Origin of the sequence: Algoriphagus sp. PAP.12 (genome assembly GCF_026652115.1) — a bacterium.
Lineage (GTDB): Bacteria > Bacteroidota > Bacteroidia > Cytophagales > Cyclobacteriaceae > Algoriphagus.
The window spans coordinates 34,666-55,499 of the sequence record NZ_JAPPSQ010000010.1 but is presented as its reverse complement, the minus strand read 5'-3'; the positions used below and the strand labels follow the sequence as shown (position 1 = coordinate 55,499).

12 protein-coding genes and 1 tRNA gene are annotated in these 20,834 nt (G+C 39.1%); 6 read left to right on the top strand and 7 right to left on the bottom strand.

All coding sequences use genetic code 11. The features are described from left to right. Positions 1 to 131 precede the first annotated feature (131 nt). Both rpoN and O0V13_RS13010 read left to right on the top strand, forming a co-directional pair. A complete protein-coding gene (gene rpoN, locus O0V13_RS13015) occupies positions 132 to 1,586 on the top strand; it encodes an RNA polymerase factor sigma-54 (RefSeq protein ID WP_268035406.1) in 1,455 nt (484 codons plus the stop codon). Further along, positions 1,586 to 2,206 carry a PA-phosphatase gene (locus tag O0V13_RS13010; RefSeq protein WP_268035405.1) on the top strand — a complete coding sequence of 207 codons (621 nt, stop codon included), beginning with the start codon at positions 1,586 to 1,588 and terminating at the stop codon, positions 2,204 to 2,206. The genes rpoN and O0V13_RS13010 overlap by 1 nt, the downstream gene beginning before the upstream one ends. Before the next feature lie 51 nt (positions 2,207 to 2,257). Here the strand turns inward: O0V13_RS13010 and O0V13_RS13005 are convergent, their stop codons facing one another. Then, positions 2,258 to 3,004, bottom strand: a complete 747-nt coding sequence (locus tag O0V13_RS13005; protein WP_268035403.1) for a porin family protein — start codon at positions 3,002 to 3,004, stop codon at positions 2,258 to 2,260. A gap of 180 nt (positions 3,005 to 3,184) precedes the next feature. Between O0V13_RS13005 and O0V13_RS13000 the strand changes: the two genes are divergently transcribed. Further along, positions 3,185 to 3,258: transfer RNA gene (locus O0V13_RS13000), tRNA-Arg, on the top strand. Between the two features lie 55 nt (positions 3,259 to 3,313). Here O0V13_RS13000 and O0V13_RS12995 read toward each other — a convergent pair. Further along, positions 3,314 to 3,748 (bottom strand): DsrE family protein, encoded by a 435-nt coding sequence (locus O0V13_RS12995; protein ID WP_268035402.1) that lies wholly within the window; start codon positions 3,746 to 3,748, stop codon positions 3,314 to 3,316. Positions 3,749 to 3,914: 166 nt separating this feature from the next. On the opposite strand from O0V13_RS12995, the gene O0V13_RS12990 reads away from it, so the two are divergent. Beyond that, positions 3,915 to 4,175, top strand: coding sequence for a hypothetical protein (locus O0V13_RS12990; protein WP_268035401.1), 261 nt, complete (start codon positions 3,915 to 3,917; stop codon positions 4,173 to 4,175). Between the two features lie 48 nt (positions 4,176 to 4,223). On the opposite strand, the gene O0V13_RS12985 is transcribed toward O0V13_RS12990, so the two are convergent. From O0V13_RS12985 to O0V13_RS12965, 5 genes are all read right to left on the bottom strand, one after another. Continuing rightward, positions 4,224 to 5,468 (bottom strand): MFS transporter, encoded by a 1,245-nt coding sequence (locus O0V13_RS12985; RefSeq protein WP_268035400.1) that lies wholly within the window; start codon positions 5,466 to 5,468, stop codon positions 4,224 to 4,226. 110 nt (positions 5,469 to 5,578) lie between these two features. Continuing rightward, positions 5,579 to 8,320: a hypothetical protein gene (locus O0V13_RS12980; RefSeq protein ID WP_268035399.1), complete on the bottom strand. Its 2,742-nt coding sequence runs from the start codon at positions 8,318 to 8,320 to the stop codon at positions 5,579 to 5,581. Between the two features lie 104 nt (positions 8,321 to 8,424). Beyond that, positions 8,425 to 11,925 carry a gliding motility-associated C-terminal domain-containing protein gene (locus tag O0V13_RS12975; protein ID WP_268035398.1) on the bottom strand — a complete coding sequence of 1,167 codons (3,501 nt, stop codon included), beginning with the start codon at positions 11,923 to 11,925 and terminating at the stop codon, positions 8,425 to 8,427. Positions 11,926 to 12,025: 100 nt separating this feature from the next. After that, positions 12,026 to 12,778 (bottom strand): peroxide stress protein YaaA, encoded by a 753-nt coding sequence (yaaA, locus tag O0V13_RS12970; RefSeq protein WP_268035397.1) that lies wholly within the window; start codon positions 12,776 to 12,778, stop codon positions 12,026 to 12,028. After that, complete coding sequence (locus tag O0V13_RS12965) at positions 12,778 to 18,306, bottom strand: gliding motility-associated C-terminal domain-containing protein (RefSeq protein ID WP_268035396.1); 5,529 nt, start codon at positions 18,304 to 18,306, stop codon at positions 12,778 to 12,780. The genes yaaA and O0V13_RS12965 overlap by 1 nt, the downstream gene beginning before the upstream one ends. Before the next feature lie 83 nt (positions 18,307 to 18,389). Between O0V13_RS12965 and O0V13_RS12960 the strand changes: the two genes are divergently transcribed. Together O0V13_RS12960 and O0V13_RS12955 are read left to right on the top strand one after the other, a co-directional pair. Further along, complete coding sequence (locus tag O0V13_RS12960) at positions 18,390 to 19,436, top strand: PorP/SprF family type IX secretion system membrane protein (RefSeq protein ID WP_442780925.1); 1,047 nt, start codon at positions 18,390 to 18,392, stop codon at positions 19,434 to 19,436. An 8-nt stretch (positions 19,437 to 19,444) separates the two neighbouring features. After that, positions 19,445 to 20,677, top strand: a complete 1,233-nt coding sequence (locus O0V13_RS12955) for a M48 family metallopeptidase (RefSeq protein ID WP_268035394.1) — start codon at positions 19,445 to 19,447, stop codon at positions 20,675 to 20,677. Positions 20,678 to 20,834: the final 157 nt, after the last annotated feature.

The window sequence follows — 20,834 nt, the reverse complement described above, 5'->3', positions numbered from 1 at the left end:
TAGTTTGCAAAAAAACGATTAAATCACCTTTTTATCAAAAATTTGCTCGTTTTTCCTAACTTTGAGTTCAGGGCTTTTTCATGAGAAAAGGCCTTTTTTGAACCCAAATTGCAGGTTTTACTCAATCATACATGCAAAAGCTACATCTTAGTCAGACACTTTCACAGAAGCTTTCCCCCCAACAGATCCAATTTATCAAGCTGTTGCAGGTTCCTACAGCCGAATTGGATGCTAGAATTGAGGAAGAATTAGAGGTGAATCCAGCGTTGGAAGAAGGTAGAGAAGAGAAAGAAGAGTCTACTCAGGAAGAGTTTGAGGATAGCTATGATGATGATATTCCTACAGATGATAGAGATATTAATCTGGATGAATATCTCGATGATGAGTACGGAGGGTATAAGATGCAGGGTGATGGGAATTACAATTCTGACGAGGAAGATCGAGAGATCCCAATTTCTTCTCAAGCCTCTCTTCATGAGCAGCTGATTCAGCAATTGAATTATTTGAAGCTGGATGAAAGACAAAAGGTTATTGGGCAACAATTGATCGGAAGTATAGAGAATGATGGCTATATCCGTAGAGATTTGGAGGCTATCATCAATGATTTGGCCTTTTCCCAAAATATAGAGACAGATATCGATGAGTTAGAAGAAATCTTAAGAAAGATCCAGTCATTTGATCCAGCCGGTATCGCCTCTCGTAACCTTCAGGAATGCCTGATCTTGCAATTGGAAAGAAAAGAGCATCCAGATGATCCTGTGATCATGCATGCACTTCGAATTTTGCATGATTGCTTTGAAGAATTTACGAAGAAGCATTATTCCAAAATCCAGAGAAAATGTGAATTGACTGAAGAAGAAACCAAAGAAGCAGTCAATCTAATTACAAGATTGAACCCGAAACCGGGAGGGATTTCCGACGGTTTGGTTCGGACACAATATATCATACCTGATTTTATTCTGACAAATAATTCAGGAAAATTAGAAATCAGTCTTAATTCCAAAAATGCACCTGAATTAAGGATTTCCAGATCTTATGCGGATATGTTTGATGCTTATGATAAGTCAGACAAAAAGGATAAAAAGCTGAAAGACACAGTCACTTTTGTTAAGCAAAAGCTAGATGCTGCAAAATGGTTTATTGATGCGATCAAGCAAAGACAAAACACTTTGTTGCGTACCATGGAAGCTATTCTTCAATATCAAAAAGAGTTCTTTTTGGATGGAGATGAGACAAACCTTCGTCCAATGATCTTGAAGGATATTGCCGAAAAAATCGATATGGATATTTCTACTGTTTCCAGAGTGGCAAATAGTAAGGCAATTCAAACTGAGTTTGGTGTTTATCCATTGAAATACTTTTTCTCTGAAGGAATCTCTACTGACAGTGGAGAGGATGTGAGCAACAGAGAAGTGAAATCTGTGCTTCAAGGAATGGTAGATGAAGAGGATAAAAAGAAACCACTTTCTGACGATAAGTTGGTGAAAATGCTGAACAAAAAGGGCTACAATATCGCCAGAAGAACAGTGGCTAAGTACAGAGAGCAGTTACAAATCCCTGTTGCTAGATTAAGAAAAGAACTATAGTGGCAAGATTTTTAGCTCAGATTATATCAGTAATTTTTCAACCATTAGTAATTCCTGCCTTAGGTTTCGCCTTAATATTATTTGGAGTACCTGAGGCAAGTAGTATACCTCAAGAGTTCAAATCAAGGATTTTTTATTTGGTTTCACTTTCTACTTTAGCTATTCCAATGATTACAGTAATTGGTCTTCGGGTAAGTGGAACCGTTAAAAGCTTACACATGATAGATATAAAGGATAGATTGATTCCTTTTTCAGTCATATCAATCTATTACCTGATGACAGTCTATTTCATGTATCAAATGACTGAGCTTGACCCCATTCTTTGGCAATCCTTGGCCATTATGACAGCTGTCGTGGTGGTGCTTACTATTGTTACTTTCTTTTGGAAAATGTCGGCACATATGACTGGTGTAGGTGGATTGTTGGCATTGGTAGTGGTGTTGGGGATGTACTTTCCTAATTTTTCTGCTTTGTACCCGCTTTTGGGGGCGCTGATGCTTTGTGGGATTGTAGGGTCTTCCAGGTTGCTTCTAGATGCCCATAAGCCTGTTGAAGTGTATGTCGGCTTTGCCTATGGATTTATCTCCTGTTTGATAGGATTTCTTTGGATTTGGGGATAAAAAAATCCAGACCTTCCAGCCTGGATTTCAAACATCTATCTTTATTTCTTTTTAGAATAGGTTCACAGCTACTCCAAAGCTAATCTGCTTCGCTTGGTTTTCTACAGGACCCATATTCGCTTGGAATACATTGTTTAGCCCAAAATAACTCCAAACATAAAACCCGGGAGTCCCTGCTTTCAAGGTCAAGCCATATCGAACTTTCTCCAATCCATAGTTCTGAGATTCTTTGATTTTTCTTTCCAAACCATCACTATCAGTGAATTTGATTTTGGTATGAGCATCATAAAGGAGACCGACTTTTCCTCCAATACTTACTCTAAAACCTTTGGTGTAGTTAGTCTTATTGACGTGGTACACCAGATCAATTGGAACTTCGATATAGTTAAGTGAAAACTTATTATAATTCACAGAAAGTCCATCTCCATAAACTTCAGACAAATCGATAAAATCACTTGCATCAGTTCCTTTTTCCGCATCATTGAACAAGTTCATTGTTTCTTGAAATGACCATTTATCAGTTCCAAAACCCACCCCAGGATCCAAAGTGAAACCAGAGGTCGATCCGAAAATATTGATTGGATGCTGATAGTATACGTTCAAAGATCTTGATCCGAAAAAGTTTGTGCCCATGTCTTCAGGTCTGTTATTGAGGACATTGAAACCAAATTCAATTTTCAAATCGGATGGGATATTAGGACGACCCCCGATTGGGGTTTTAGGACTTTTAGTTTCTTCCTGAGCAAATGCTAATTGAACTAAAGAAAATGCGAGTAGGAAGGTGAATATTTTTTTCATTAAAAGAATGCTTAAATACGTGCTAGTGCGGGCAAAAATAGAAAATCCTACAGGAATAAACCCGCTTTTAGTCTTAATAATTCTTAAGGCTGAAAATCAGGGTAGAAGGTTATAAATAAAAAAACCTTGCAAGTATTATTTGGAATAATTCGATTTATAGGTACCTTTGCAGACCATTTCGGCCTCGTAGCTCAACTGAATAGAGCACTTGATTACGGCTCAAGAGGTTTCAGGTTTGAATCCTGACGAGGTCACTCAGCCCATCTTTGCAAAAAGTTGGGCTTTTTTTATGCTTCAATTTTTAATCGGCTAATAGATTAAGTAGCTGTAGCCCAATGCCTGTAACTGTAATAACCGGATGGAATAGGATTCTGCTATATCTAATCCGTCAAATAAATCTTCCTCAGAAACATTAAGCCTTTTCATAGCAATGCTACAGATACTAACTTTGACTTTGGATTTATATTTTTGAAACTGCTTTTCCATATCAGAGCCTTTGACCAATTCTTTGACAATAGGTCCTTTCGCAACTATTTCGAAATTTTCAATAGAGACTCCATTCTCAGAAAGAGCGTCAAACATTCCTAACGCGCTGTTAAATCCATCGGCGTCTCTGACTCCAAAGGCATAATTTGGATTTTTATTTAGATCTGAGATTGTTTGCTCTTTTATAACGGTCTGGCTAAATGCAGTTGAGACGGATACCAAACAAAAAGCCAGGAGAAGAAATGTGTATTTTTTCATAGTATTCAAAATTTACATTCAATTTAAGGAGAATTGGATAGGAGAGGTAAATTCGATTAAAAAATGTGAGTGGAGAACTTTTGATTGGAAATTTGGTGAGGTTGAAGAGCTGAAGCTTCCTCTTTTGAAATGTATAGTTTACATTAGTCTGATTATACCATGGCTAATGAAACTTAAATACGGACTCATCCTTTTTGTCACACTTTCATTGACTTCTTGTGAAAGTTGGCTGCAGGATATTGGAATTAAAGATATTCAGAAATTTGAGGGGCCTTGCACGATAGTTTTAGCAAACGGAGGAGGTGTGGTAGAGACTGAGCGCACCATTGAGGTTTCTATTCGGACCGAAACTTTGACCTATCGAGATGAGGATGATAAAATTTGGTCTTTGGAAAAAGATGAATACGAAAGTTATTCCTGCCCTTAGAAAAATAAAAAGACATAAAAAAAGCAGCCCGAAGGCTGCTTTAATATTTTAGTGAGCAACTGCTACTTCTGGTTTTTTACCTTTTTGCCAGAAGAAGAGAATTACAAATGCCACTATCAAAATCATAGGGAAAGTCATCATAGTTGAAAGCGTCGCCTGACCAGCTGCCAAATCTAATTCTGCACCGGTAAGTCCCAAAGCCTTTTGCTCAGCAATGTCACTGTCAATCCAGCTTCCAATGAAAGGTTGGAAAATTGCTGTAGAGAACATTCCGACGCCTCCTATGATGGACATGCCTAATGCACCACTCTTAGGGATTTTTGCTGCTACAAAGCCGATCATAGTTGGCCAGAAGAATGCTACACCCATTGCGAAGAAAATCGCAGCTACATATGCCATAGCACCTGTTTGAGTGCTGAATAAATAAATACCTAAAGTAGATATAATCGCACCTGATAATAGTACTCCGGTTTGACCTAAGATATTGGTAACTGGGCCTCCGAAGAATCTCAAAACTGCCATTAGACCTGTCGTTAGTGCTAGAATCAACATTGGCTTGGCACCAGAGCTCTCCATAATCAAGCCAGTCCATTTTTGAGGACCAAATTCAGTGATCGCTGTCAAAGCCATACAGCAGAAAATGAAGAAAAATAAAGGGGTCAACATGCCTTTAATATTGCCAGATAGAGATGTTGCTTGTTCTTCACTTGATTGAGGAAAAGTTTTCCCTCTGAATAGGAATGCATAAATCAATGCTGGGATAGGGATTAACCAGAATTGTGACTGCCAAGAGAATCCAAGAGTTGACATCAATTCAGAAAGTAATGCTCCAACGAAAATTCCACCTGGAAACCACATATGGAATCTGTTCAGCATTTTATTCATTTTCTCGCCAGTATACATATCCGCAATCATCGGATTACAAGCCGCCTCAGTACATCCGCAACCGATTCCCATTAAAAGATTGGAAGCAAGTAGAAGCACATAGCTTGAATCTGAGACAAAATAGATAGCGTAAAGAGTAAGAGCAGCACCTACAAAGTGAGATAAGAAGGCGATGTTCATGATTTTCTTTGGTCCAAGGGAGTGATAAACCAAGCCCCCAATAATCATAGCGATTGGGAAGCCAAAGAACCAAAGTGAATTGATGAATCCCAGCTGTTCGGCTGAGTATCCTAAGTCTGTACCAAGGGCTCTCAAGGTCCCGGCACTAATACTAAACGAGAAGGCGGTGGTAATCAACGCAAAACAACTGGCGTTGAAAAGTGCACTGCGATTAATGGCTTGCGTCATAGAACAGGTTTTTTTGGATTAGGAATGAATATTCGGTTGTAATAAACCGTTGAAAATATGAAAAATATTGGATTCAGGCTTTTCCGCCAATGTAAATTTTAAAAATGTTCCTATTCAATTACTAACAATGAGCCAGTTAGCTTTTCTTCAAAGCCATAGGTTGGATTTTTCAAAATTAAAACCACAACATACGTGCCTAAAGGGACTTTTTTCCCATTGAGCATCATTCCATCCCATTGAAGGATCGGAGTCTCGAAGGCTATTTCTTGAGTGTCTTTTTGATAAATAAGTGCTCCTTGTCTATTTAAAATGAATAGACTGGCCTCCGTTACTCCCTCAGAAACCAAAACACGAAAATCTTTATTTGGATCTCCCAAAACCATGGCATTAGGGTAAACAACCTGGAAGTCACACGCATCATAGGTGGAGAAGGAATCTTCAAAAACACATCCATCAATAGTGGTAACAATCAAGCTGAAATTTCCCACTTGGGTTGGCTTGTAAGTTCTGGATGTTGAAACTAATTCTTCTTCAAAGTACCATTCGTAACTTTCAAATTCTCCTGGATTAATTCCCTCCATGTTATTTTTTTTGGAGCAGATAGCGTATGTGTCATCTAATTGGGGAGGAGTCAATAAAGTGCTTTGTTCAACTGCAATTAAATTTCTGCCAATTTCACAGCCTAATTCATTAAAAGCAACAGCCTCATACGTTCCAGGTTCTGTTACCTCAATTTCAAATAATCCATCAAAATCATTTAATTCCTGTCGGTTATTCAGCGAATCATAATAGATCCATTCGGTTTTTGCGACTTCTTCTTCGTCAGTCGTCAAAGTAACTACTCCAAAGCTTGGGAGAGGGCATATTTTGGTAGCTTCCAATTCCATAGGGACAGCGGTAATCTGTGGTACGACCTCAAATTCCACTGGCTCAACTGGACAAAAGCCACTTTCTAAGGGCTGAACCAATAGCGAATAAAATCCTACTCCTGCGGGATAAAAATCTTGGGCTCTTCCGACTATATCACCTTTGTCGTTTAGCCAACGGATACTAGCTTCCTCAATTGCAACCCCTTCCAAGTCAATTTTGTACTTGATAGGATCAAAGCATTTTTCCACAGCTAAATATGGCGAGAATGAAATGGTTTTAGACAAAGTGGCGGCGAATTCAATAGTTTTCGGGCAAAGGTTTGCATCGCTCCCCAAACCTTCTCCAAAAATGGAATATGCTCCTTCTTCTGTTAAGGTAAATGACTTTCCTGAGTTTAGTGTTTCTTCCGTACCATCAGGGTATCTAAGTGTAAATCGAATATTTTCTTCAGTGTCTGGTAGGAGTTCAAAAGTCTCACAAATATTGAGTTCGGTAGGGACTGTGTAGTTAACCTGAGGAGCATCTCCGATTTCGATCTTTTCAATTGGGTAAGTACAACCATCTATATTTATTTCAAGTAGATAGCTTCCATTGTTTAGGTTTACATTGAATTCTCCATTGGTGGGGATTTGAGCAGATTCTACAAGTCCTTTTCCATTTTGAAGAATTCTAAATGACCCGTTAGAAATTGGAATTCCAAAATCTACATCCACAGAGCCCATACTTACTCCACTGGGAGTACAAGCTTCGTCGGTAATAAAAATGCTAGGTGGAGTTTGATTAGGTGGATTAGTGGATGCGGGAGGGTTTTTTGAATCCAATTGGACTAGAGTAGTCGTTTGACAACCTCCTTTTTCTATCACTACAGAATATACCATTGGCTCCAATTCAGAAAAAGGGATGGTCTGTCCTGCCGACATTGCACCACCGGTAAAGTTTAATTCAGGGATCAACAATGCATCAACGTCTGTCTCTAAGGTAATTTCGAAAGAACCGTTGGAAAGGATACAATCATCAGGTTGATCTTTGATGGAGATGGCGATTTTCGGAGCTTCTAAGAGCTCGAATCCCACTGATCTTTCTGAAATACAATCTGGATAATCTTCAGATGTAGTCTGAAAAGTAACGATGTAAAGTCCAGGACCACTTAATTCGTCTGATTCAAACTCTATATCAAAACCTTGACCAGCTGATTCACGAGCCCCAGTGAACCCTTTCTGAATAAACCAATCTCCTGAAAGAGGTGTGTCAAGTCCAATTTGAATAGATCCTCCTTCACAAAAAGTAGTGGTTGATAATTCAATTTCGAAATCGATAGGTGGTCCAACAAATGTAGAACCTGTAATTAAGCAAGATTGAATTCCATTTGCACCTGTTCTGTAGAGCTCCACTAGATGATACCCTGCACTATAAGTAAGATATTCATTTCCAGTTCCTAATATATTTCCCTCAACATCTTTCCATTCAATTGAAAATTCTGAAAGATCTGGACTGTTTGGATCTAAGGCCGTAAGTAAGGTTGGAGATCCTGCACATAGGAGGTAATCAGGAAGCAATGCTAATTCAGGGCCTTTTTGAACCTCCACAGATTTAGTTTCATTGTAATAATTAAAATCAGTACCTCTTCTAACTTGCAAAGAAATTTTATAAGTCCCGATTTCTGAAAATACAACTTGAATAGTTTCTAATTGTTCTCCTCCACTTCTTGTTAGAATTACGTCCCCTGCGGGGTTTGTGACTGTCCAATCATAGACATCGCCAATTTCACCCCCAGCGCTATATGTCCCAACTACTTGTCCAAAAACGACACAGAGAGCGTCAGGACCAACAATTTTGGGTTCGGCAAATTCAGAGGAAACATGGGAAATCATGCTTTCTTTAGGAATTTCACTTTCACGTGCAATACCAACGTAGGCAGAAAGTAAAATCAAGATGACGAATATCCCAATCTTCCAGTTTGGAAATTGAGCCTTTTCAGACAAGAGTATTAAGTTTTTGGGTGTAAGACAAAAATACTGCCTTTTGATTGAAGAATTACTGTTTTGGGAATTTTTGCAAAAAATATTCCAAGTTTAAGTTTTTCCCCTTATTCGATTACCATGATGGACCCAAGGTATTCTTCATTGATGTTTTTTTCAATATTCCTATAGTTTACACGTAATGAATAAGCTCCATTGGGTACTTTTTCCCCATTGAAAGTACCATCCCATACACAGGTTGATTCTTCATTGATCAAGTCAGTGTTCTTACAGTGAAAAATTAATTCTCCCCATTGATTGAATATCCAAAGCTCAAGCTCATCTACGAGGTAATTTGTATAAATAAGGAATGGTTTATCAGGATCATTTGGCATCAGTGCAGTTGGGAATTTTACTTTCAGTTCACACTCTTCAATAGTTGAAAAGGAAGTTTCATAAACGCAGCCTTCCAGACTGTAAACTAACAATTGATATTCACCAACTTGTTGAGGTTTGAATACAGGGCTTTCTGAAACCAATTCGCCATCAAAATACCATTCATAACTTGCAAAATCTCCGGGGTCTATGTTTGGTCCGATTTGATATCTTGGACAAATTTGATAGGATTCTTCAACGATTGGGCGAACCTCATCTTGACTTCGAAGTATGAGCACCTGATCCGTTCCAACCAAACAAGGAATGAAATTATAGGCTCTTACCTCGTAAGTTCCTTCTTCAATTGCTAAAATCTCAGTCTGATCATTAAAATTTGTGAGTTGAGTTTGATTTCCATTTAGGTCAGTAAACCACCATTCAATACCCGTGACTTGATCAAGATCTGTATTTAATGTGATAATTGCTGAATCTGCATCTGGACATAAAGGGTCCGGATCCAAAATAACTTCGACTTCAAATATTGGTGGGTTTTCTGTAAACTCTATTGGAGGGTAGGGGCAAGCTTGAGAGTTTTGAGGTTGAACTTCCAAAGAATAGGTTCCTGGTCCTGGTAGCGTTAGAAATTCCTCTTCACCAACAATATTTCCATTAGAATCCCTCCATACGAAAAACACATCTTCTGGACTATAATTTTCTAATTCGGCTTGATATATTCTGCTGCCATCACAATATGCTTCAGATAGTTTAGGTTGGAAAACTACAGGCTCCACTAAGGTGACTGTCACTTCTTTTTGTTCCGGGCAAAATGGGGTTGGGGAGTCTTGATCAAATGCAAGGAATATATAGGTGCCTTCTTGGTCTAGATTGAAACTATCTCCTGATTCACCTTCAATTATTTCACCTGATGGAGTGGTTACAAAAAAGTCCAAATTATCATTGGTCTCTGGAATCAAAGTAAAAGTTTCGCAAACTGAAATTTCACTTGGTACATTAAATAGGACCTTTTCCGGGACTAGGTTTAACTGAATTGTTGCTAAGCCGAGTGGACAATTTTTTTGGAGTTCAGGAATGATACTATATACAGATGCTTCATACGTACCGCTATCCCTAGTTGAAAATTCCCACAAATCATCAAATTCAGGTAACTCAGATATTTCTCCATTTGAAAACCTTCTCCACCGGATGTTAGTGACTTCTTCTGGAAAAGTTGTACTTAAGTTAACCGTTGCTTCCGGGCCGAAATCGCAAAGCATGGTGGCTTCTAAAGTTACATCAACGGAAAGTATTGGCTCATCAACTATGAATTCTAATGGTGGAATTGGGCAGCTTGTACTATTGGCAGGTTGTACATCAAGTTTGAAAAGTCCATGGCTAGTTGGGTTTAGGAATTGACCGGTTCCGACAATATCATCATTTTGGTTGTACCAGGTGAATAAGACTTCTGTAGAGTCCCTTTCATATATTTCAGCCTTATAGGTGCTATTTCCTGTACAATCTTCAAAAATTTTCATTACCTCGAATTCTACTGGATCTACTAATGTGATCTCGAAAGTTTGAGAAACCGGGCAGAATTGATCCTGATCTGGGATTCGGCCAATTAATTTATACTCACCACCTTTTGTGATTTCAAATGGTTCATTCTTTTCCTTGATCTCAGTTTCATTGGTAGGTATATGGATCAATTCAAATTCTAGATCCAGATTCGATTGTGGTATTAATGAATAAGATTGACAAATGGAAAGATCACCTGGAATACTAAAGTTGACCTGTTCTTTAGCGGGGATTTTTATAAATTCTTTTTCGGGAAGAGAACAAGAATCTAAATTATACAACTCGAAGACATAGTTTCCACCAGGGATCCCAATAAATAATTCTGTTTGATCAGTAAATGTTCCGTTTCTTACTATGCTTCCTTTTTCTCCTAAAATTCGAAAAGATCCATCAATGGGACCATTATCAAAAGTAACGGTAAAGTCTCCGTTAATTTTACCATCCAGGGTGCATGACTCACCATTTATGCTTTCAATTTTATATTGCAAGTCCAAAGGAGGGCTTTCAAGAGGAACAGCAGTTGCAAATGCATTATCACAATTCCCTCTTACAGCAATCAAATTATAGGCTCCTGATTCCAAATTGGGAATGGTGTAGATATCTCCAGGTAGGAGTCCTGGAGTAAAAATTGGATAATCTTCCACATATACATAATCAATGGGAGTTAACGCCTGAATGACTATTCCACCATCAGGAGTGTTACAACCAGATGAAGGTACTGGGTCCAAAAATGTAAATTCAGGTAATGGGTTAAATGATACTGGGCTCGAGATTTCAATTGAGCAATTTAATGCATCTTCAAGGATGGGCTCGTATATAATTTCATAGGATCCAAACTCTTTATTTAGGATAATTGGAGTCAATGCATACGTATAGCCTGTGGACAGAAAAGTCTTATTAGTTTCTCCGGATTTTTTTAAATACCAATCACCCAAAAAAGAAGGAGATGTTTCAAATAAAATTTGTTGGTCTTCACATAATATGGAACTGGAAGCGATGACTTGAATAGATGTAGAGCTTTGAATCTCAGTTTGTAAAGAAGTAATACATTCAGGCTCTCCGTTTTTATTTGGAATAAAAAGTTCTACGAAATAAGTACCACTTTCAGTTACAGTATAGGAGTTTTGATTGGATATTGTGTCTCCTGCAATATTTGTCCAAATTATTTCAAACAATCCGAAATTGTTGGAATTTGGATCTACAGCTTCTAATTCGAGAGGATTTCCTTCGCAAAAGGTATAAGTCGAATTTAGTGTCGGCGTTGGTCTATCTTGTAGTCTAACCGAGATCTGAAGTGGAGGATATATGAAGACCCCTCTAGAAACTATAAGCTGGACTGTATGAACTCCCCTTTTTGAAAATGTATAACTGATTTCGTCTAACTCTCGGGAAACAATACTGAATATCTCGCTTCCTTCAGGGTCAAATATTTTCCACGAATAGGTGTCTGTTAAGGGGTTGCCTCCTCCATAAAAGGTGCCAATAACGCTCTCTCCACCAATCGAATAGCATAGGGTTTCAGGGCCAATCAATTCTGGATCATCAATTGGTTCATCTGTTGATGATAAATCTATTTTTGCTGCCCTAGCTAAACTGAATATTACCAGAAAAAAAAGTAAAAAAGATAGGGTCCCTGCAAATGAAGTCTTTTTCAGACGCACTTTTTTTGAGTCCCTGTTCATTCTGCGTGGTAATTATTTAATTCATAAATCTACCAAAATACTTAGGTATCAAAAAATAAAGCTCCTCAATATGATGATTTTGAGGAGCTTTTAGTTCATTTTATCGGATAAATAACCAATCACATTCAGAGCTGAGTGAATCAGAAAATTCATAACCTTCTTCATTGAATGTTTTCAATTGCTCGGGATTGGTGATTTTATTCTTTATTGCAAAGTTTGTCATCATTCCTCTCGCTTGTTTTGCGAAGAATCCAACAACTTGATAAGTATCATTTCGATGCTCTTTAAAATGAATATTGATGACAGGTGACTTCAATGTTTTAAGATCAACCGCCTTGAAATATTCCTGTGATGCTAAATTGATGATGGGTTTCTTTGCAGCAACAGCATCGATTGCTTTTGCTATTTTTTTGTCCCAGTATTCATAAAGGTTTTTGCCTTTTTTGGTTTCCAGTTTAATTCCCATTTCAAGCCGGTAAGGCTGAATCAAATCCAAGGGCTTCAATAACCCATAAAGGCCGGAAAGAATTCTCAAGTGAGACTGGGCAAATTCAAAATCCTCTTCTGAATAATTATCTACATCAATTTTGGTATAAACATCTCCTTTGAAAGCCAAAAGCGCTTGCTTGGAGTTGTCAAAATTGAATTCTTTTTGAAATGTCTTATATCTCTCCTCATTGAGATTGGCAAGATTATCACTGATGTGCATCAGCTTGGCAATGTCAGCCGCTGACTTTTTCTTCATCACTGAAACTAAAGCCTTGACATCAGTAATGAAATCTGGTTGAGTGAATTCTTGGATAGGAGGAGTGCTGTAATCTAGGGTTTTAGCTGGGGAAATTAGGATTAACATTATTGAATAATAGTAATAGCTGAGGTGACTTGTTCGGTTTTATTTTGATCTCTACTCGTAAACTTCACAACGACCGCATATGTTCCATTCGGAACAGTTTTTCCATTAACCACTCCGTCCCAAGGACAGAATGGCTGTGCAGGTTCTAGATTTTCATGATCACAATGGAAAATCAATTCTCCCCAACGATTGAAAATAAATACTTCGGCGAAATCAATATACTCATTGGCAAAGAGGATAAAGTTTCTGTTAGGATCATCTAAAATTACACCTGTTGGGAAAATAATTTTTAATGAACAGTCTTCTAAAACTTCTATAAATTCAGTGTAAGAGCAGCCCAAATTATCAGAAACTGTCAGTTCATAGATGCCAGGAAGGGTTGGAGTGAAAATAGCATCCTGAGAGACTTCTTCTCCATTCAATACCCAGGAGTAATTATCGTATTCACCTGGATCTATGCTTTGTGTGACGCCTTCGATTGCACATATAGTAAATTCTGTTGGGACAACAGGTGGTATAATGACTGATTTGGCGACAAGACCTGAAGCTCTTCCTAAGTCACATCCTGCAGCACTTCTCAAAAGGACTTCATAGGTTCCTTCCAAATTTGTTTCGATGATTGGCATGTCATCATATTGGAAAGCTCTGGTTCTGGTTCCTCCAGAGACAGTATACCATTCGATACTTGCCACGTCACTCAAATCTGCCAATACTGTGAGCGTGGTGCTGGTTTGATCTACACAGAAAGGCATCACATCCAGCTCCACATCTACTGAAAGCTCTCTGATTTCTGCTGTGAATTCTATAGGTGAAGTTTGGCATAAACCACCTGTTTGAGGCTGTACCTCCAAGCTGTATTCACCATCTCTAGGTGGCACAAAGCTCTGTCTTCTACCGACAATTACTCCTAAATTGTCTTTCCATAGGAAAATTACATCTTCTGGATAGGCATTGTTTAACTGTGCTTCATACCGAATTCCTGTTTGACAATCATCGATAGGTCCAACCAGGGAATAATCAATTGGTTGGGTAATCGTTGCATTAATTTCAATCTCTCTTGGGCAGTTTTCTCCGGTTGGGTCTTCACCTAAAAGTGTATAAATATCAGTTTGGGAAATGACGTAATTACCATCCGCATCAGGTGAAATTAAATTTCCTCCTGATCCGGTTAAAGTATAAGCTAGACCATTGTCGGGAGTAGGGATAAAAGTGAAGCTTTCGCAAGCTGTAAATTCGGTAGGGGCAGAGAAATCTACTTGGAACTTTTGAGCAATTGTGTAAATGTCAGGGGCTGGAATGTTGCAATTACTTGGATCGATTACCTCTACAGAGTAATCCCCGTAAGGAACAGGAATGTCAATAGTAGCAACTCCAGAAATTGGTCCCGTAAATAATTGACCATCTCCTTGTCTAGTTATTTCATAAGTTGCTGTGACGGGTGTGCCACTAGTGAAATTGATCGTGATTAGACCGTTTTCGATTCCTGTAAGACTACAAGTTTCATCCATTGTGGTGACCTCATACTCGTATCCTACAGGAGGATTGCTGTTTTCTACTGTTACTGTTCCGATATAAGTACAGCCAAAGTCATTGACTGCTTCGATTGTGTAAACTCCTGGTAAAATATTTGTGACAGGAATAACGTCTCCTGCCTGAACATTTGAGAAAACTTCTCCAGTTTCTTGAATCATCACACTTGTGGCATTTGCCTGCATAGTGATTTCAAATGAGCCGTCAGGAGTTGTGCAATCAGTCGCAGGGGTTGTTTGAATTGCTGTTAATAATGGAAGTTCATTTACGATCAAATCTACCTTTTTCTCTACCACACATCCTTCAAGAATTGGGTCTTCTGTAACAAAAATAATCTGATAATTTCCTGCACTTGGTAGTGTTGTAACTGTCAATTCCAATTCAAAATAATTACCCAAAGAAACTCTATTTCCATCTTCATTAAGTTCGTAGAACCATTCTCCGGAAATAGGAGTGTCAGGAGCAAAAGTGACTAAAGTTTCCTCATAACATACTTCTTGAGCATCTTGATTGATGTCAAATTCGAAAGCCGGGCCTACAAACACTTCTGCTTCGGAAGGACATGTTTCATATAGCAAAGCTTCTTCATCCGAAAGACCTTCTGGTAATCTGTAAGAAACAGAGACCGTATAAATGCTTTCCTCATCTACTGTGATGGAGTTTGAGTTTTCATCTCCAAAAACTTGTCCGGCGGCATTGGTCCATAGGAAGTCATATAGGCCTTCAGCAGGATCATATCCATCGATAGCAGTAAGTGTAACAGGACTTCCAGAACAAAGTGTGGCATCTGCTTCCAAGGTCAAAACTGGAGGTGCATCCACTTGGATTTCCATGCTGTCATAGAAATAATTTTCTGTGGCACAGCGAGTGACATCAAGTTCCACCGTATAGGTGCCAGGTTCGTCGAATACTTGATCCAAGGTCTGGAATTGATCTCCTGGCCCTCCATAATTATCCAAAATCACAGTTCCGTCATCTCGGGTAATTGTCCAGAAATAAGAATCAATATCCGCTTCTCCACCTCCTTCCAAAGTTGCTGTGGCACCTTCATCAGGATCCAAACAAAGTCGTTCAGGTCCCAATAAAGAGGGCTCGGGAATAGAGCTTCCGCTGTTTTGGACAAAGCTTGGAAGGCCTAAATTGGTGGTGCCGGGCATAGGTTCCACGGCATCTGTATTGAAAGTACTATTTGAATCACAGCCGGAGCCCACTGAGATCTGTCCAATTTGATTGGACCCAACTACCGCCACATAAATATTTCCATCAGGACCTATTTGTAAGGCTCCAAGATCCATCCCTCCAGTTTGACTGATTGCATGTCGAGTAGAAATAATACAGGATTCTATCTGATCGCGAGTCGAAGCGCCATCAAAGCATGCTGGACAAGTCGAGGCATCAGGATCATCGTTTTCAACGGGTTTGACCGCGAATTCTTCAATTCCCGGTCCTCCATTTCTATAGGAAACAAAGACTTTTTCTCCGCTATTAGAAAATTCCAGTCCATATACATCCCCGTCACAACCCAAATCAATTCGGGCATATTCTGTCATTTCGCCCGTTTCTGCATCAAAATCAAATATCTCCAACTTATTGCAACCTCCTTCAGATATCGTAACGGCTACCTGAGTACCATCTGGGCTAAACTTCATTGCACCTACACCTGAATTGAATCCATGATTGCTTCCAACCGAACTCATTACTGGCTGTCCAATACCTTCAGATGAAACTGGATAGGCTCGGAAAGTATTATTCCCTAATTCATGAAAAAGTACCCATGTGGTGTCTCCATCTGAAAATGCAGCGGATTGTTCGGTAGAAGGGCTAAACAAGAAATTGTCTTTGGTGACAACATTTCCAACTCCCTCAGGATTGTCGGATTTGATGTCGACCATTGAAAATTTCACTTGATTGGTTCCATTGGAACTTTGCTGAGTCGTGAAAAGGTAAAACAAGGTTTGTTCTTGAGGAACAGCTACAGCTAAGACACTTTGACTCGAGTTGTTATCCCCACCAATTGAATCTCCGTTGGCCATAAGATCTCCATTCAAATCCCATACGGAAGCTCCATCGGTAAAGAATAATACCTGACCTGCCTGATCTGAGATTGTGGTTGTTCCCGCTGGTATATTCTGGGGATGCCTTTCTGCAATTGGTCTAGGTGTTGGTGCATCTGGATTATTAGGGTCAGGGTTGAAATCCAACCCAGCTCCATCACCAAAGTACCAGATGTTGTTGCTCTGATCCTCCAGATCCCAGACTTTGACTCGTATTTCAGCATAAGCATAACATTCCGAACCTGGCTCTCTGACCAAAACCCAATATAATCCTGGAAGACATACAGTGTTTTCTTGGCGGCTACCCCAGCCTTCTTCTCTGTAGTTTGACCAGAAGTATTCGTATTGATCTTGACTACCTCCACCTCCAGGTGCTTCTCCGCCTGTTTCTCCGGTAGAATTTTGGGCTTGTAGCAATGCACCAATATCGACACATTGCCCTTCACAAATGGTGGTATCTGATGGGTTGAAATTTGCCTCTAAATTATTTTCAGTGAGAGGGATAGTTTTAGTTACAGGAACTGATGTTGATCCATCAGCATATGTGACAGTCAATGTCACAGTTACGCTTTGACCTTCAGTGGCATCTGCAGGGATCAAGAAGTGTTCTTGTTCGTAATCAGCATCCAATGGATTACCGTCAGAATCGGTCAAAGCAGGATCAAACTCCCAGTTAAATGAAACTGGTTGATAATTTTCTGGAGTGATTTCACTGGTGAGCTGCACCGGATTATTGGAGCAAGGCATTTCAGGTTGCCAAGTGAAATCTACTGTTGCATTGACATCTGCATTTGGGGCAAATGTAGGGAAAATGGTTCCGCAGAAATCTGTTCCAGCAAAAGGATCTATTTCAACTTCTACCATGGTTAGGTCTGGCTCATTCGGGTTGCTGACTTTTCCCATTAATTGTGGGCCACCATCTACTTCTTCATAGATAAAATATAGCTCTCCATCAGGCCCCACTTTCAAATCATAAACTGTCGATGGCTGAGGATCTAGAGATATTTCTTCAGGAGTTGCAGAAAGGTCGGAAGAAGGAACCCTGAACAATTGATTTCCCCTTGAGAAATAAATATAGCTGCCGTCTTCAGAAAAGGCCGCCCCTTCAATTGGCTCGGTTCCTCCGGATTGAGAAATGGAGGTGGAAGATCCAAAATTCCCATTACTAGTATTGAAATCAATAACAACGATATCATCTCCTGCATTTTCAGGAATTATGATCAATTGTCCTTTGCTTACATCAAAAATGATTGCTTTTGGAGTAAAAGGAATGCCTTGACTGTCTGTTTGGGTGAAATCTCCAGCAGTATCACCAAGCCTTCGAGAAATAAGATTTCCTCCGTCAAAGCTGATCAGATAGGAAGGAGAAGAAGGAGATTTGACAACCAGAATTGCTCCTTGTGCATTTCCGATTTGTTGATCCTGTTCGGTTATTTCTCCAAGAGGCCTTTCGTTTCCTGTTGCTTGACCTGGAGCATTCATGTCTATTAAAGTATATAGCAATTGGCCACCGGGTGAAACATAGAATAGGTAAAATAATTTATTTCCTTCAGGTTCGTATTCCAAAAAACCAGTTGCTACTTGCTGACGGATATCAATTGGTCCATTCAAGTTTCCAACTTGACCTTGGATAGGTGCACCACTATAATCGTAAACGATTGACCCGTTGGAGTAAAAGAAAGGTTGTCCAGTAATTGGGTCTATTGCAAGCGAGTTGCTGAATTTGTCTACAATGACAGAACCGGGAAGTGTTTGAACCGTTGGGTTAGTACCTTTTCCAAAGGATAAATAATTGTTTTCGGTACTTCCCCCACAATAACCAAAAATCCATTCATTGTCGTTGTATCCCTGTGCTTTACTAGTATTTGGTGATACAATACAGCAAAACAGGGGCAAAAACGCTAAAAAAAGATGTATATGTATGGAATGCGGCTTGCTTTTCATATTTTTCGAACTGCTTACTAAAACAACCTCAACACAGAATCGTTCTAGAAGCAAACTGAATATTCAAATAAACGAACAAATACTTGTTACGGTCTTCGTTGTCCTTTGTTTTTTTTGGGTGCATGGCAATTTTGCTAAGCATTTCTGCCTATGCCCAAGATCCGCAATATAGCCAATATTATGCAGCCCCACTTTACTTAAATCCTGCAATGGCTGGAGGTGAGTTAACTGGAAGGGTTGGTTTCAATTACAGAAATCAATGGCCAAGCATTGATGCTCAATTTACTACCTTCTCTGCTTATTATGATACTTATTTGCCAGACTATAATGCTGGAGTGGGTATTCATGTCATGCAGGATACAGAAGGGGCAGCCAAATTAAGATCTACTTCAATTTCAGGAATTTTCTCCTACGAATTGAAATTGGGAGATAATTCATATTTCAGACCTGGATTCCAGGCTACGTATATCCGTCGTCAGATTGGTTTTTATGAAAATTTGGTTTTTGCGAATCAAATCAATCCTAGTGATCCTTTTGGGCCTATTTCACCAGGAACAGATATACCTGGATTGGGAGATCCTGTTAGTATGCTTTCTTTGTCTTTTGGTGGACTTTTTTTTACTGAAAATTTCTGGTTAGGGCTTTCAGCTCATCATGTCAATGAGCCCAATCAATCCTTTATTGATGGGATTAGCCCATTACCTGCAAAATTCTCATTGCATGGAGGCTATAAAATTGATTTGGGTCAAGGAGGATATAGAGGAGATTTTACTCATATGCGTCGCCAGAGATCATTAACTCCAACATTCAATTACAAAAGACAAGGTCCTTTTGAGCAACTTGACGTAGGTGCCTATTTCAATGTGGAACCTATGGTTTTTGGACTTTGGTATAGAGGATTACCTTATAAACCGGTGAATAATCAAAGTAACAGAGATGCTATTGTGATGATGGTTGGGGTCAATCTCTTGAGTGGGTTGAATATTGGGTATAGCTTCGATTATACTGTTTCTCAATTGGGAATTCAGTCAGGAGGAGCTCATGAATTGAGTTTATCCTGGACACTCCCAAACAAATATCAAGGTAAACCTTCAAGGAGGGATACAATATTGCCTTGTCCTAAATTCTAAAATATCTGATGAGCCCAGAACTATTAAAGAACCTCTTGCTAGGAGTGGTGGTGTTTGGCTTTTTGGTGGATAAAATTTTGAGTTACCGAAATGTTAAAAGGCCTGTCCCGACCATCCCCGATACATTATCTGACCATTTGAATCCGGAAGAACTTTTGAAGTCAAAAGCCTATCAAACTGAGAATTATAGGTTTGGGCTTCTTTCAGGACTTTTTTCATTTGTCTTGAGTATTCTGTTGATTTGGTTCGGGTGGTTTGGAGCAATTGATTCTTGGGTCGGAAGTTTTGTAGATAATTCCATGATACAATCTTTGGTTTTCTTTGGGGTAATCTTTGTTGGGTCTGATTTGTTGAGCTTGCCATTTGATTATTATTCCACTTTTGTGATTGAAGAAAAATATGGTTTTAACAAAACCTCAATTGGTACTTTTTTCGCTGATAAAATCAAAGGATATCTGCTTTCCATCATCATAGGTGGGGGTCTTCTATTGTTGTTTTTGTGGCTAATCGATCAAATGGGCAAAGACTTTTGGTGGATTTTCTGGATTGTTGCTGCTGGCTTTATGGTTTTGGTCAATTTTTTCTATACTGCCTGGATTCTACCTCTTTTCAATAAATTAACTCCATTAGAAGATGGAGAATTGAAAAGCAAAATCATGGATTACGCCAAATCTGTATCTTTTCCCCTAGAAAATGTTTTTGTCATGGATGGAAGCAAAAGATCTGCGAAGGCCAATGCTTTTTTCTCAGGTTTTGGAAAGAAAAAGAAAGTGGTGCTTTATGATACTTTGATTGAGCAGCATACGCAGGAAGAATTGGTGGCTGTATTGGCTCATGAAGTTGGACATTTTAAGAAGAAGCATATCATTTTGAGCATGGTGACATCGGTTCTACAAGTCGGATTGATTTTATTCCTTTTGGCTCAATTCATTTTTAGTGAAAACCTCAGTTTGGCTTTAGGAGGAACTGAATGGTCCGTACAATTGAACCTGATTGCCTTTACGATGCTCTTCTCTCCGATTTCGATGATTATAGGAATTGGTATGAATGTGTTGAGTCGAAAAAATGAATTTGAGGCGGATGCATTTGCAAAGGATACCTTTGCTGGTAAGCCATTAGCAGAAGCGCTAAAGACTCTTTCGGTAAAAACACTGAGCAATATCAATCCCGATCCTGCTTACGTATTTGTCAATTACTCGCATCCTCCATTGCTGGAGAGATTGGTGAAGTTGGAAAAGTAAGGTCCATCCTTTCCAAAGATTTAAGAAGTTATTAGGGTTAGTCCATTTTGGAAGCGCAAGGCTAATAATTGTGTGAAGCTTTGAAAGCCAGTTGCTTTGCTTGTCCTCAGGATAGTCAATTGGTTTTAAGTTTTTATTTTGACTTGACACTAAACCC